Consider the following 14,225-nt stretch of genomic DNA (forward strand, 5'->3'; position numbering starts at 1 on the left):
CATCCCTTCGCTCTCCAGCTGCGCCTGGAAGGCCGCGATCGCCGCCGACGGGCCGGCGACGACGCCACTGCCCGGCGCGTTTTCCGCCGCCAGCGACAACTCCGCCGGCAGCCGCGCGAGCAGCGCCTCCAGCGGCAGCCGCACCGACAACATGCCGCCGGCCGGCTGCGCCTGCATCAGCGCGCCGCGTCGCGCCACCAGCGCCAGCGCGTCGGGCAGCGCGAACACGCCGGCCAGGGTCGCGGCCACGAACTCGCCGACGCTGTGGCCGATCATCGCCGCCGGGGTCAGGCCCAGGCTCAGCCACAGCCGCGCCAGCGCGTACTCGATCGCGAACGTCGCCGGCTGCATGATCGCCGTCGGCAGCAACGCCGCCGGGTCGGCGCTGAACATGCGCTCACGCAGGTCGCAGCCGAGCACGCCGCGCAGGCCCTGCGCGCACTCGTCCAGGGCCGCGCGGAATATCGGCTCGCTGTCGTACAGTCCGCGGCCCATGCCGGGGTAGGTCGCGCCCTGCCCCGGGAACAGGAACACCACGTCACTCTGCCGCGCCGGCCGGCCGTGCGCGACCGCGGCGGCGAACTCCGGACTGCGCAGCTGCGCGACGGCGCCGGCGACATCGTCGGCGACCAGCGCTGCGCGCTGGGCGAACGCCTTGCGCCCGGCCGCCAGCGTCCAGGCCACGTCCGCCAGGTTCGCATCGGGTTGCGCTTCCAGGTGTTCGGCCAGGCGCGCGCCGGCGCGCGCCAGCGCTGCCGGCGTGCGCGCCGAGAGCACCAGCAGCTGCGGCCCGCTCGCCGGTTCGGACGCCGGCAATACCGGCGCTTCCTCCAGCACCACGTGGGCATTGGTGCCGCCGACACCGAACGAACTCACCCCCGCACGCCGCGGTGCATCGCCGTCGGGCCAGTCGCTCAGCGCGGCGTTGACCACGAACGGCGAGCCGGCGAAATCGATCGCCGGATTGGGCGTCTGGAAATGCAGGCTGGCGGGGATCTTGCGTTCGGTCAGCGTCAGCGCGGTCTTGATCACGCCGGTGGCGCCGGCGGCGATCACCAGGTGGCCGAGGTTGCTCTTCACCGAGCCGATGCGGCAAAAGCCGGTATCGGCGGTGCCGCGGCGGAACGCCCGGGTCAAGCCCTCGATCTCGATCGGGTCGCCCATCGGCGTGGCGGTGCCGTGGGTCTCGACGTAACCGATGCTGCGCGGATCCACCCGCGCGCGCTCGTGGGCCATGGCGATCACCGCCGCCTGCCCGGCGCTGCTGGGCGCGGTGAAGCTGGCCTTGCCGCCGCCGTCGTTGTTGACCGCGCCGCCGAGGATCAGCGCGAACACCTCGTTGCCGTCGGCCACCGCATCGGACAGGCGCTTGAGCAGCACGATCGCCGCGCCGTCGCTGAACACCGTGCCCTGCGCATTGGCGTCGAAGGCGCGGGTGCGGCCGTCGGGCGACAGCATCGCCCCGTCCTGGTGGAAATAGCCGCTGCGCGGCGGGCAGGTGACGGTCACGCCGCCGGCCAGCGCCATGTCGCACTGGCCGCCGCGCAGGCTGTCGACGGCCTGGCAGATCGCCACCAGCGAGGTCGAGCACGCGGTGTGCACGCTGATCGCCGGCCCGGTGAGGTTCAACTTGTGCGCCACATGGGTGGCGATGAAGTCCTTTTCGTTGTTCAGCATCACCTGGAAAGCGCCGACCTTGTCGACCAGCTCCGGATGGGCGAGCACGTGGCGCTGGAAATAGCTGGCGTTGTACATCCCGGCGAACACCCCGACCGGTCCCGGCGTGGCGTCGGGCACGTGGCCGGCGCGCTCCAGGCATTCCCAGGCCAGTTCCAGGAAGATTCGCTGCTGCGGGTCCATCAATTCGGCCTCGCGCGGACCGATGCCGAAAAACGCCGCGTCGAACTGCTCGACGCCGTCGATCACGCCGCGCGCCGCGACGTAGGCCGGGTCGTCGCGCTCGGCGGCGCCGATCGCGGGATCCAGGTCGTCGGGGCCGAACACGGTGATCGAATCGCGGCCCTCGCACAGGTTGCGCCAGAACGCCTCCACGTCGGCGGCGCCGGGGAAGCGCCCGGCCATCGCCACGATCGCGATCGGCTCGGTCGCCGTCGTCCGCAGCTCGCCGCTGCGATCGGCGCGCGCGAACCGGGACGCCTCGATCGCATCCGCGCCGCCGTCCGCCAGCGCCGCCGCCAGCGCCGCGGGCGCGGGGCTGCGGAACAGCAGCGAGGCGGGCAGCGCGCCCGGGGTGTCGTGCGCATGCACCTGCCGGAGCTGCTCCATCAGCCGCACTGCCAGCAACGAATCCCCGCCCAGCTCGAAGAAGTTGTCGTGCCGGCCGACGCGGTCGATGCCCAGCAGCCCGGCGAACAGCGTGCACAACGACTGTTCCAGCGCGCCTACCGGCGGCTCGTAGGCGCCGGCGAGTTGCGGACGCTCGCGCACCGGCGCCGGCAACGCGCGGCGGTCGAGCTTGCCGTTCTCGGTCAGCGGCAACGCCTGCAGGTCGACGAACGCGCCCGGCAGCATGTAGTCCGGCAGTGCCGCCGCCAGGTGCGCACGCAGCGCCGCGTGCGTCGCCGGCTCGCCGTCGGGGACGACGTAGGCCACCAGCCACGCTTCGCCGCCGGGTCCGTCGGCGCGCGCGATCACCGCGCACGCGCGCACCGCGGGGTGGCGCACCAGCACGCTCTCGATCTCGCCGGTCTCGATCCGGAAGCCGCGGATCTTGACCTGGTGGTCGATTCGGCCGAGATGTTCCAGGTCGCCGTCGTCCAGCGCACGCGCCAGGTCGCCGCTCTTGTACAGCCGCAGGCGCTCGCCGTCGGGCGCCTGCCAGTCCAGGAAACGCTCGGCGTTGAGTTCGGGACGGTTGAGATACCCGCGGCACACGCCGGCGCCGCCGACGTGGATCTCGCCGACCTCCCCGACCGCAACCGGCACGCGATCCGGATCTAGCACGAACACGCGCAGGTCCGGGATCGGCCGCCCGATCACGCTGCCGGCATTGCGCTCCAGGTCGGCGCGGACGATCGGCCGGTAGGTGACGTGCACGGTAGTCTCGGTGATGCCGTACATGTTGATGAGTTGCGGCTGCCGGTCGCCGTGGCGCTCGAACCACGGCCGCAGCATCTGCAGCTCCAGCGCCTCGCCGCCGAAGATCACGTAGCGCAGCGACAGCGCGGCCGGGTCCGTGCCCGCGGCCAGGTCGGCGTGGATCAGGCCGCGGAACGCGGTGGGTGTCTGGTTGAGCACGGTCACGCACTCGCGCAGCAGCAACGCATGCAACAGCTCGGGCGAGCGGCTGACCAGGTACGGCACCACCACCACGCGACCGCCGTGCACCAGCGCGCCCCAGATCTCCCAGACCGAGAAATCGAAGGCGTGGGAGTGGAAGAACGTCCACACGTCCGCCGGCCCGAAATCAAACCAGTCGGCGGTGGCGGTGAACAGGCGCGCGAGGTTGGCGTGAGTGACCTGGCAACCTTTCGGTTGCCCGGTGGAGCCGGAGGTGTAGATCACGTAGGCCAGATGCTCCGGCTGCGCCAGCGGCTCCGGATCGTGCACGGGCTGCGCCGCGAACTCGGCCCAGCCGGCATCCAGCAGCAGCGTCGGGCCGTCGTACGCCGGCAACGCGTCGCGCTGCTGCGACGAGGTCAGCACCACCGCCGGGCGCGCATCCTCGAACATGAATTGCAGGCGTTCGCGCGGGTAGGCGGCATCCAGCGGCAGGTAGGCGCCACCGGCTTTCAGGATGCCGAGCAGGCCCACCACCATCTCCAGCGAACGCTCCAGGCCGATCGCCACCAGGGTCTCGGGACCGACGCCGAGCGCGCGCAAACGATGCGCGACCTGGTTGGCGCGCTGGTTGAGTTCGCGATAGCTGAGCGATGCACCTTCGCAGGTCACGGCGATCGCGTCCGGTGTGCCGGCGGCGTGCCGCTCGATCCGCTGCGGCACGCAATGTTCCCGCGCGACGCTGGCGTCGCATGTCGGGGGACTTGCCGAATCTGTGTCCATGGCCGCCTGTCCTGCCCGCGATCGCGCCTTCACACCGGCCTTCCTGCCGGGGTGCCCCGCCCAAGCCTGTCGCCGGGTCAGCGCCCCTGCCGGTTACTGCCAGGCAGTAACGGCCATGCCGTGCTTCTTCACCGCGCGCCGCGAGGATCGCGCTGGTGTCGGGGCAAACGCCGAGAGTCCGTTGCTGCGGCCATGCCGCGCCGCTCTTTCATGCCTGTTTGCGCGCCGCGGCAGCGCGCTTAGGATGGGCGCCGGACGGCCCCATGAAACCCGACCTGACTCTGCTCTATTCACAACTCGGACTGAAGCCGGACTGCACCCTGGCCGAACTCCAGCTCGCCTATCGCAGGCGCATTTCCGAGCTGCAGCCCGATCGCCCGGCGGCCGGCGCGCAATCGGCGGACACCGCCGCGTTACTGCGCAACCTGATCTGGATGTACACCACGGCGCGCCGCTTCCATCGCCGCCACGGGCGCCTGCCGGGCGCGGCTCCGGCATCCGCCGCCCGGGGCGTGGGTTTCGCCCGGCCGCATCCGGCCCCGGGGCCGCCCGCGGTGGCCGCTCGCGGCCGGGCGCAGGCCCGGATCCGGCTCGGCTTCACCTTCCTCCTGCTGCTCCTGCTGCTCGGCCTGCTGGTCTTGCTGGAGCGCGGGCCATAGGCAGGTGAGCGGCGGCCCCGGCTAGCGCGCACCTTGCCGGAACACCACCACTTCCACCGTTTGCAGCAGGATCATCAGGTCGAACAGCAGGCCGTGGTTCTTGACGTAGTACAGGTCGAACTTCAGCTTCTCCTCGGCATCCCGGACCGAAGCGCCGTAGGGGTAACGCAACTGCGCCCAGCCGGTCAGCCCGGGCTTCATGCAGTGGCGGACGGAGTAGTAGCGGATCTCGCGGCTGAGCATGTCGACGAACTGCGGCCGTTCCGGGCGTGGCCCGACGAAGCTCATCTCGCCGCGCAACACGTTGAACAGCTGCGGCAGCTCGTCCAGGCGAGTCTTGCGGATGAAACGGCCGACGCGGGTGCTGCGGTCGTCGTCGCGGCTGGCCCAGCGCGCGACCCCGTCCTGCTCGGCGTCGTTGCGCATGCTGCGGAACTTGGCGAGCTCGAAGCAGCGCCCGTTCTCGCCGACCCGGGTCTGCCGGTAGAGCACCGGCGATCCCGACTCCAGCCACACGCACAGGGCGACCAGCAGCATCGCCGGCCAGGCGAGCAGCAACAGCGCCGAGGCGGCGATCAGGTCGAACAGACGTTTGCTCAGGCGCCGCGGCATCGAGTGGTCGAAACCGCCGGAGAACACCAGCCAGGACGGATCGGCCACGCTCACCGTGATCTGCCCCGCCTCGCGCTCGAAGAACGTGGACAGGTCGGTCACCAGCACCCCGCGCTGCGCGCACTTGAGCATGCCCTCCATCGGCAAACCGCCACGACGCTCGTCGGGCGCGATCACGATCTCGTGGACGTGCAGCCACTGCGCCAGTTCCGGCAACTCGAAGTCGGTGTCGATCCGCAATGCCTCCGGGACCAGTGCCGGCTGCCCCGGCAGCGGCACGAAGCCGACCAGGGTGAAGCTGCGCCGGTCGCTGCTGCGACGCATGCGGTCGTTGATCAGGCTGGCATTGCGGCCGGCGCCGAGCACCAGGATGCGGCGCCGGAAAGCCTCGGTACGCAAGGCGCGTTCGGCGAGGAAGCGCAGCGTCGTCACGCCGATGCCGGCGCCAGCCAGCGTCAGCACCAGGACGCCGCGCCCGACATAGGTCTGCGGCACCAGGTAGAACAGCACCGACAGGACGACGCCCGCGAAGGCGAACGACAGCGCCAGCCGCAGCAGCAGCTCCATCGGCGTGCGCCGCACATGGACCTGGTACAGGCCGAACGCGGCCATCGCCATGGTCAGGAACGCCGCGACCAGCAACAGGCGCAGCACGCCGGTCTGCATGAACGCCGCCTCGCCGGCCGGGTCGTGCAGGAAACGCAGCCGGATCGCAAGCAGGCCGGCCGCGACGGTGAGGGCGCATTCCAGCAGCCACAGCACCAGGGTGGCGCGATCTTTGCGGCTGGCCGGCAGGATCGTCACGGCAGATCACCAATACCCGGCATCCGGGGGAGATGCCTCGCGCCGGCGCCGATCGGGCAGACGACAGGAGTCCCGCGACCTCTGGCCCCATCGGGCGCTTGCTCCCCATGCAACGCGGGCGCGGTCGCGGCGCGGCCGCGCGCGTGAGTGAACGTCGGCAATCCAGCGACGAAAGGCGCGGACGGATGCGACGGCGCTCAGTCGGCAGGCGGCCGCAGCCAGGCGCTCGACACCGCCGCAGCCGCGGGACCGGCAACGGCAGCCGCCCAGGCAGGACCCGCATCCAGCAGTTGCACCCGGCAGGTGCCGGCGACCGTGAGCTCCCCGCCATTGGCGCGGAAGCTGGACATCGCCCGCGCCAGCCCGATCCCGGCCGCCTTCAGCAGCGCTTCCTTGCGGACCCACAGGTCCAGCAGCGCCGCCGCGTGAGCCGCGGCATCCAGGCCGGACAGCGCCGCGGCCTCGGCCGGATGGCAAATGGCCGCGGCGATGTCGCGGACCGCGATCGCACGTGCGGCCGGCTCGATGTCGATCCCGACCGGGCCGATCGCGCTCGCCGCCAGCGCGACGCAACCGTCCGCATGACTGAGGCTGGTGCGGAGCTCAGACCCGGCGAGCCGCGGGCAGCCGCGCGCATCCCGGAACAACGGCACGGCCGCCGGCTCGCAGCCGAGCACCGCCGCCAGCAGCAGGCGGTGCCCTGCGTACGCCAAGGTGAGCAGGTCGCGGTCGGCCGCCAGCCGCCGGCGCCGGACGCGCGCCGCTTCGGCGGCATCCAGCAGCGCGCGCGCCGCGGGCAGCCAGCGCGCCCACGCATCGGTGTCGATCAGCAGCACCGTCACGCCAGTCCACGCCGTCAGCGCCCACTGCGGCGAAGGCAGGGCGTCGCCGAAGGCCGTCCGCAGATGCGCGGTGACTGCGCTTGCAGGGGCATGCTGGACTGATCGGGACATCCGCCCCCGCCGGATCGCTGCAGACCGCGGACACCGCCGCGGAACTGCATCGGACAACGCCGGCCGGCACCCGCCACGGCCAACGCGTCGCCGGCAGCGCCGGTCGCGGGGCGATGACCGGGCTGCCGTCGCCCTGCCGTTGTGTTCCGCAGGCACGGCGGGGCCGGCGCTAAGGAGGACGGGGGAATCCCCGGTGGTTGCAATAACGGCGAACGGCTGGTGCACGCCCTGGCTCGGTCGTGCGCCGGCTCCCGCAGGCGCGCCACGGGGCAACGGCCCGAGTCATGGACACCAACAAGATCTCGCTGGATCCGTCGGCCCTCGCCTGGCGGCTGGCGCTGGTGGCGATGCTGCTGGTGGCCGGCAACATCGTCCTGCAGTTGTTCCGGTTGCACTCCAACTACGAATATTTCTCCGGCCTGGCGCTGGTCAGGGTTCTGGTCGATTTGGATGGCGAGAACACCTTCCCGGCGCTGTTCTCGACCGCGCTGCTGCTGTCCGCAAGCGCGCTGCTGGCGTTGATCGCCAGGCTCGAGCGCCACGACGGCGCGCGAGACGCGGCCAAATGGACACTGCTGGCGATCGGTTTCCTGCTGATGGGCATGGACGAATCCCTGGCACTGCACGAGCACCTGATCGCGCCGCTGCGCGCCCTGCTCGGCGGCCGCCAGCTGGGCATCTTCTATTTCGCGTGGGTGATCCCCGGCATCGTCCTGGTCGCGGTGTTGGGCGCGTACTTCATGCCGTTCCTGTGGCGGCTGCCGCGGGGCACCGCGATCGCGTTTGCGCTGGCTGCGGCGATCTACGTGGGCGGCGCGCTGGGTGTCGAACTGGTCGAAGGCTGGTGGCGCGAAGGCCATGGCCACCGCAATGCGGCCTATCACCTGCTGGTGAGCCTGGAGGAAGGCATGGAGATGCTGGGCACGATCCTCTTCATCCATGCCCTGCTGCGCTACCTCGCCGGGCACCATGGCGAAGTACGCCTGCGATTCGATGCCGCCACCGCGATGCAGCCGCTGCCGGAAAAGCAAAAGGGCCAACGGGTACTGGCCCGTTGACCCTTCGTCTTGATGGCGCGCCCGGAGAGATTCGAACTCCCGACCCCCAAGTTCGTAGCCTGGTGCTCTATCCAGCTGAGCTACGGGCGCAGAAGCGGAATTGTGCCGAATCCGGTGGGACCTGGTCAATCCGTTTGTTGCTCGATCGCTGACCGGGTCTGGCGGAGACTGAGGGATTCGAACCCTCGATGGAGCTTTTGACCCCATACTCCCTTAGCAGGGGAGCCCCTTCGGCCTCTCGGGCAAGTCTCCGGAAGGTCAGGCGAGCGCGGAAGGATACCGGCTCACTCCGCCTGCGGCAAATTGCCGCTGCCGGATTGCTTGCCGGACTCGGGTGTTGCGCCCGACGCGGCGCCGCCTTCATCGCCACGCTGGATGCGCTGGTAGATTTCCTCGCGGTGCACGGCGACGTCCTTGGGCGCGGTGATGCCGATGCGCACCTGGTTGCCCTTGACGCCGAGCACGGTGACGGTGACCGAGTCGCCGATCATCAGGGTTTCGCCGACGCGGCGGGTAAGGATCAACATTGCAGCTCTCCGTTGGGCCGGCGGTCCCGTTGCGGTTCGCCCCCGGTCCGGGGGCTTGCCTTCACTTTCATAAACAACCGCGGATACTAACCGATCCGGCCATACCCGCGACCGGGAAAAAAGTCCCGAGTCGCGGGTTGGACCAGACGCGACAGTACGTGTTCAGTTCAATCGCGCGCGCACCCAATCGCCGACCCCGGCCAGTGCCGCGGTCAACGCCGGGCCATCGTCGCCGCCACCCTGCGCGAGGTCGGGACGGCCGCCACCCTTGCCGCCGATCTGCGCGGCGACGTGCGCCAGCAGTTCCCCGGCCTTGACCTTGCCCGTCGCCACACCGCTGACGCCGGCGACCAGCGCCGCCTTGCCGTCGCGGGCGCCGGCCAGCACGATCACCGCATCGCCGAGCTGCTGCTTGAGCCGGTCCACCGCCTCGCGCAGCGCCTTGGCGTCGAAGTTCTCCAGGCGCGCGGCGAGCACCCGGACCCCGGCGACGTCGATGGCATGCGTCGCCAGGTCCGTGGTCGCGCCGGAAGCGGCCCTGGCTTTCAGCGCCTCCAGTTCGCGCTCGATTTTTCTCTGCCGTTCGAGCAGGGTACGCAGCTTGTCGCCGAGGTCGGCGCTGTTGCCGCCGAGCAGCCGCGCGGCTTCGTCCAGGCGTCGTTCCTCCCTGGCGATGTGGTCGAGAGCGCCCTGCCCGGTCACCGCCTCGATCCGGCGCACGCCGGCGGACACGCCGCCCTCGGACACGATCTTGAACAAGCCGATGTCGCCGGTGCGTGATACATGGGTGCCGCCGCACAGCTCGGTGGAGGTGTCGCCCATGCGCAGCACCCGCACCCGCTCGCCGTACTTCTCGCCGAACAGCGCCATCGCGCCGAAGTCCAGCGCCTCCTGCATGCCCATGTGCCGGACTTCGGCCGCGTGGTTGCCGCGGATCTCGACATTGACGCGGCGCTCGACCTCGGCCAGTTCGTCGGCCGTCATCGGCTGGAAATGCGAGAAGTCGAAGCGCAGGCGGTCGGGCGCGACCAGCGAGCCTTTCTGCGCGACATGCGTGCCCAGCACCTGGCGCAAGGCGGCGTGCAGCAGGTGGGTGGCGCTGTGGTTGAGCACGATGGCGCCGCGGCGCGGCGCGTCCACCGAGGCGGCCAGCTTGTCGCCGCAACGCAGGGCACCGGTTTCGAGCCGGCCGACATGGCCATGGAACTGGCCGGCGAGCTTCAGCGTGTCGGCGACCGCGAAGCGCACGCCCGACGATCCCTCAAGGACGCCGGCGTCGCCGACCTGACCGCCGGACTCGGCGTAGAACGGCGTGCGCGCCAGCAGCACGATCGCCTCCTCGCCGGCCGCGATCGACTCCACCGGACGACCGTCGCGGAGCAGCGCGACCACGTCCAGGCCGTCGGCGGCGAGCGTGTCGTAACCGAGGAATTGCGTCGGCTGCAGATGCGCGACCAGTTCCGCCGGCAACGTCGCGCCGCCGCCGAACTTGCCGGCCGCACGCGCGGCCGCGCGCTGCTGCGCCATCGCCGCGTCGAAGCCGGCCATGTCCACCGTCAGCCCGCGCTCGCGCGCGATGTCGGCGGTCAGGTCGACCGGGAAGCCGTAGGTGTCGTACAGCCGGAACGCCTCGGCGCCAGGGATCACGCGCGCCGGGCCGACGGCGTCGCTCGCCGCGACCTCGTCGAAGATGCGCATGCCGTGTTCCAGGGTTTCGCCGAAGCGCTCCTCCTCGGCGCGCAGCGCGGACTCGACCAGGCCGCGCTGGTCGACAAGTTCCGGATAGGCCTCGCCCATCGCTTCGACCAGCGGCGCGACCATCTTCCAGAAGAACTCGCCTCGCACGCCCAGCATCCAGCCGTGGCGCAACGCGCGACGGATGATCCGGCGCAGCACGTAGCCGCGGCCCTCGTTGGAGGGCAGCACGCCGTCGACGATCAGGAAGCTGCAGGCGCGGATGTGGTCGGCGATCACCCGCAGCGACTTGTTGTCCAGGTCGGCGGTGCCGGTCAGCGCGGCGGCGGCGGCGATCAGGCGGCGGAACAGGTCGATCTCGTAATTGCCGTGCACGCCCTGCAGCACCGCCGCCAGCCGCTCCAGGCCCATGCCGGTGTCCACGCAGGGCGCCGGCAGCGGCAGCAGGGTGCCGTCGGGCTGGCGGTCGAACTGCATGAACACCAGGTTCCAGATCTCGATGAAGCGGTCGCCGTCCTCGTCCGGCGAGCCGGGCGGGCCGCCGGGGATGTGCGCGCCGTGGTCGTAGAAGATCTCGGTGCACGGGCCGCAGGGGCCGGTGTCGGCCATCTGCCAGAAGTTGTCGCTGGCGAACGGCGCGCCTTTGTTGTCGCCGATGCGGACGATGCGCTCGGCGGGCAGGCCGACGACGTCGTGCCAGATGCCGTAAGCCTCGTCGTCGGTGTGGTAGACGGTGACCAGCAGGCGCTCGGGCGGCAGCTTCCACACCTGCGTCAGCAGTTCCCAGGCCCAGGCGATGGCGTCGCGCTTGAAGTAGTCGCCGAAGGACCAGTTGCCCAGCATCTCGAAGAAGGTGTGGTGACGCGCGGTGTAGCCGACCTGGTCGAGGTCGTTGTGCTTGCCGCCGGCGCGCAGGCAGCGCTGCACGTCGGCCGCGCGCACATAGCTGCGCTTTTCCGCGCCCAGGAACACGTCCTTGAACTGGACCATGCCGGAGTTGGTGAACAGCAGGGTCGGATCGTTGCCCGGCACCAACGGTGCCGAGGGCACGATGGTATGGCCGCGGGCGGCAAAGAAGTCGAGGAAATCGCGGCGGATTTCGGCGGTGGTTTTCATGGGGGTCGGATTGCGGACGGGCGCGGCGTCAAGCCCACGGACCCAAGATGCAGGCGCAGGCTGGAGCAGGCAACCCAATGCCGTTTAGGTTAGCAGACCGGACCGCCAGCCCGCGCCCCGGCTGCGTCGAGGCCGACGCCCTGGACGACGGCGCACGCGTGCGGCGCCGTGGGCACCGGCCGGTGGACGGGATCGATCCGCCAGCCGCCGGAGGCCGACAACCCCGGACGATGGCATGCGCGTGCGGCGCCGCGGATACCGGCGGACGGACGGGATCGGCCCGGGAACCGCGGCGCCTTCGCGGATTGCGCGCCCATGCGCGCGGCGGGGGTCAGTCGTCCGGCGCCTCGCGCAGCGCCGCGCGCACGCAGTCGCCGTCGTAGCCGCGGCGGAGCAGGAAATCGGCGGCCTTGCGCCGGCCCGGAACGCCGGCCAGGGCGGGACCGAAGCGGCGCCGGACCAGCTCCCGCGCGCGCGTCGGCCAATCGTCCTCGCCGGCCTGCGACAGGGCCGCGAACGCCGCGGCGACCGCGTCGTCGTCCAGGCCGTGGCTGGCGAGCTCGGCGCGGATCCGCAACGGGCCGTAACCGGCACCGGCGCGGGCGCGGGCCAGGCTGCAGGCGAAGCGGGTGTCGTCCTGCCAGCCGGCCGCGGCCATCTGCGCGACCGCGGCTTCGGCGTCCTGTGCGGGGATGCCGCGCGCCAGCAGCTTGCGGGTCAGCTCCGGCCGCGAGTGCTCGCGCCGCACCAGCAGTGCAAGCGCGCGCTGCGCCGGCGTGGACTCCTGCCGGCGCGATGGCTTGCGCGAAGACGCCCGGGACGGGTCCCCGTGCGACCGATCGCTGCCGTCGTCCTGCGACATGCGCGGCGTCGGCGAGTCAGGCCTCGCCGTCCTCGTCCACCGCTTCCGCGGCGGCCGCCGAGGCGACTTGCGGGACCAGCTTCTCGCGCAACGCGGCCTCGAGCCTGGCGGCGGCGGCCGGATTTTCCTTGAGGTACTGGCGGGCGTTTTCCTTGCCCTGGCCGATGCGCTCGTCGCCGTAGCTGTACCAGGCGCCGGATTTTTCGACCAGCTTGGCGTCCACGCCCATGTCGATCAGCTCGCCCTCGCGCGAGATGCCCTCGCCGTACAGGATCTCGGTGAACACGACCTTGAACGGCGGCGCCATCTTGTTCTTGACCACCTTGATCTTGGTCTGGTTGCCGATGATCTCCTCGCCCTTCTTGACCGAGCCGATGCGGCGAATGTCCAGGCGCACCGAGGCGTAGAACTTGAGCGCGTTGCCGCCGGTGGTGGTCTCCGGGCTCTGGCCGGGCATCATCTGCCCGATCTTGTGCCGCAGCTGGTTGATGAACACCACGGTGCAGTTGCTGCGCTTGATGTTGCCGGTCAGCTTGCGCAGCGCCTGGCTCATCAGCCGCGCCTGCAGGCCCGGCAGCTGGTCGCCCATCTCGCCCTCGATCTCGGCGCGCGGGGTGAGCGCAGCGACCGAATCCACCACTACCATGTCGATCGCGTTGGAGCGCACCAGCATGTCGGCGATTTCCAGCCCCTGCTCGCCGGTGTCGGGCTGCGACACCAGCAGGTCGTCGACGTTGACGCCGAGCTTTTGTGCGTAGGCCGGATCGAGCGCATGCTCGGCATCGACGAAGGCCGCGGTGCCGCCGGCCTTCTGGCACTGGGCGATCGCCTGCAGCGTCAGCGTGGTCTTGCCCGAGGATTCCGGCCCGTAGACCTCGATCACGCGGCCCTTGGGGAAGCCGCCGATGCCCAGCGCGATGTCCAGCTGCAGGGACCCGGTGGGGATCACTTCCCAGGCCACCGCGGCGCGGTCGCCCATGCGCATCACCGAGCCCTTGCCGAACTGCTTTTCGATCTGGCTCAGGGCGGCCGACAGGGCGCGCTTCTTGTTCTCGTCCATCGCGGATTCCTCGGTGTGGTGGCGTGAGTGCAGGTTAGGGGGTGCGGGTCGCGCGGACTGAGACCGCCGCGGACCGGGAGCGAAGATAGACGCGCGTCCGGGAGACATCCTTCCGGCAAGCCCGTGCCCGCGTGTCGGGAAACGCCGCGCAGCGGGCACGCGCAGCCGTCACCGGTGCGGCCTCACCAGGCCGCAGTACAGGCCCTCGATGGCGAACTCCTGGTCGGGTCGCACGTCGATCGGGGCGTAGTCGGGGTTGCGCGGCAGCAGGCGGATGCGGTCCCGGCCGACCTTGAGCAGCTTGACCGTGATCTCGTCGTCGATCCGCGCCACCACGATCTGGCCCGAGCGCGCGTCGGCGGTGCGGTGCACGCCGATCAGGTCGCCGTCGAAGATGCCCTCCTCACGCATCGAATCGCCCTGCACCTTGAGCAGGTAGTCGGGCGCGGGCGAGAACAGCACGCGGTCCAGGATCAGCAGTTCCTCGGCCTCGAGGCCGTCGTTGCCGGCGCCGATCGGCGCGCCGGCGGCGACTCGCCCGAGCACCGGCAGGTGCAGCGCGGCGTCGTCGGCGGCGAGCGCGAGTGCGCGCTGCGGCGGTGGCGGCGCCCGCAGCACGCGGATGCCGCGCGCACGGCCGGGGATGCGTTCGATCGCGCCCGCCGCCTCCAGCGCCTCCAGGTGGTACTGCGCCGCGCGCACGCCGCGGAAGCCGAAGGCGCGGGCGATCTCCGCTTGCGACGGCGGCATGCCTTCGGCCTCGATGCGTTCGGCGATCAGGGCCAGGATGGCGTGCTGGGTATCGGTCAGCGACATGGTTAGTAGTAATACTGCTAATTCCTGTCAGCCGTCAAGC

Annotated in this window: 10 protein-coding genes and 2 tRNA genes; 2 read left to right on the forward strand and 10 right to left on the reverse strand. The window is 71.0% G+C overall.

Annotated elements, in window-relative coordinates; all coding sequences use genetic code 11:
* The coding region (locus D0Y53_RS12875) for an amino acid adenylation domain-containing protein (protein ID WP_158550617.1) at positions 1-3,963 on the reverse strand (3,963 nt) is incomplete at its 3' end.
* Positions 3,964-4,286: 323 nt separating this feature from the next.
* On the opposite strand from D0Y53_RS12875, the gene D0Y53_RS07925 reads away from it, so the two are divergent.
* Positions 4,287-4,682, forward strand: a complete 396-nt coding sequence (locus tag D0Y53_RS07925) for a J domain-containing protein (RefSeq protein WP_117202692.1) — start codon at positions 4,287-4,289, stop codon at positions 4,680-4,682.
* 21 nt (positions 4,683-4,703) lie between these two features.
* On the opposite strand, the gene D0Y53_RS07930 is transcribed toward D0Y53_RS07925, so the two are convergent.
* Together D0Y53_RS07930 and D0Y53_RS07935 are read right to left on the reverse strand one after the other, a co-directional pair.
* A complete protein-coding gene (locus D0Y53_RS07930) occupies positions 4,704-6,098 on the reverse strand; it encodes a TIGR03013 family XrtA/PEP-CTERM system glycosyltransferase (protein WP_117202693.1) in 1,395 nt (464 codons plus the stop codon).
* A 197-nt stretch (positions 6,099-6,295) separates the two neighbouring features.
* Positions 6,296-7,051 carry a 4'-phosphopantetheinyl transferase family protein gene (locus tag D0Y53_RS07935; protein WP_117202694.1) on the reverse strand — a complete coding sequence of 252 codons (756 nt, stop codon included), beginning with the start codon at positions 7,049-7,051 and terminating at the stop codon, positions 6,296-6,298.
* A 284-nt stretch (positions 7,052-7,335) separates the two neighbouring features.
* Here D0Y53_RS07935 and D0Y53_RS07940 point away from each other — a divergent pair, with 284 nt between their 5' ends.
* Positions 7,336-8,109, forward strand: coding sequence for a hypothetical protein (locus D0Y53_RS07940; protein WP_117202695.1), 774 nt, complete (start codon positions 7,336-7,338; stop codon positions 8,107-8,109).
* 13 nt (positions 8,110-8,122) lie between these two features.
* Here the strand turns inward: D0Y53_RS07940 and D0Y53_RS07945 are convergent.
* The 7 genes from D0Y53_RS07945 to lexA form a co-directional block, all read right to left on the reverse strand.
* A tRNA-Arg gene (locus D0Y53_RS07945) sits at positions 8,123-8,199 on the reverse strand.
* 69 nt (positions 8,200-8,268) lie between these two features.
* Positions 8,269-8,361 (reverse strand) — tRNA-Ser (locus D0Y53_RS07950).
* Positions 8,362-8,393: 32 nt separating this feature from the next.
* Positions 8,394-8,636 (reverse strand): carbon storage regulator CsrA, encoded by a 243-nt coding sequence (gene csrA / locus D0Y53_RS07955; protein ID WP_117202696.1) that lies wholly within the window; start codon positions 8,634-8,636, stop codon positions 8,394-8,396.
* 162 nt (positions 8,637-8,798) lie between these two features.
* Entirely contained in the window at positions 8,799-11,447 is a 2,649-nt protein-coding gene (alaS, locus tag D0Y53_RS07960) for an alanine--tRNA ligase (protein ID WP_117202697.1), read from the reverse strand.
* A gap of 331 nt (positions 11,448-11,778) precedes the next feature.
* Complete coding sequence (locus D0Y53_RS07965; protein ID WP_117202698.1) at positions 11,779-12,309, reverse strand: regulatory protein RecX; 531 nt, start codon at positions 12,307-12,309, stop codon at positions 11,779-11,781.
* A 16-nt stretch (positions 12,310-12,325) separates the two neighbouring features.
* Positions 12,326-13,369, reverse strand: a complete 1,044-nt coding sequence (gene recA, locus D0Y53_RS07970; protein WP_117202699.1) for a recombinase RecA — start codon at positions 13,367-13,369, stop codon at positions 12,326-12,328.
* 168 nt (positions 13,370-13,537) lie between these two features.
* Positions 13,538-14,185 carry a transcriptional repressor LexA gene (lexA, locus tag D0Y53_RS07975; protein ID WP_117202700.1) on the reverse strand — a complete coding sequence of 216 codons (648 nt, stop codon included), beginning with the start codon at positions 14,183-14,185 and terminating at the stop codon, positions 13,538-13,540.
* Positions 14,186-14,225 lie beyond the last annotated feature (40 nt).

This window comes from Cognatiluteimonas weifangensis (assembly GCF_003416885.1).
GTDB lineage: Bacteria > Pseudomonadota > Gammaproteobacteria > Xanthomonadales > Xanthomonadaceae > Cognatiluteimonas > Cognatiluteimonas weifangensis.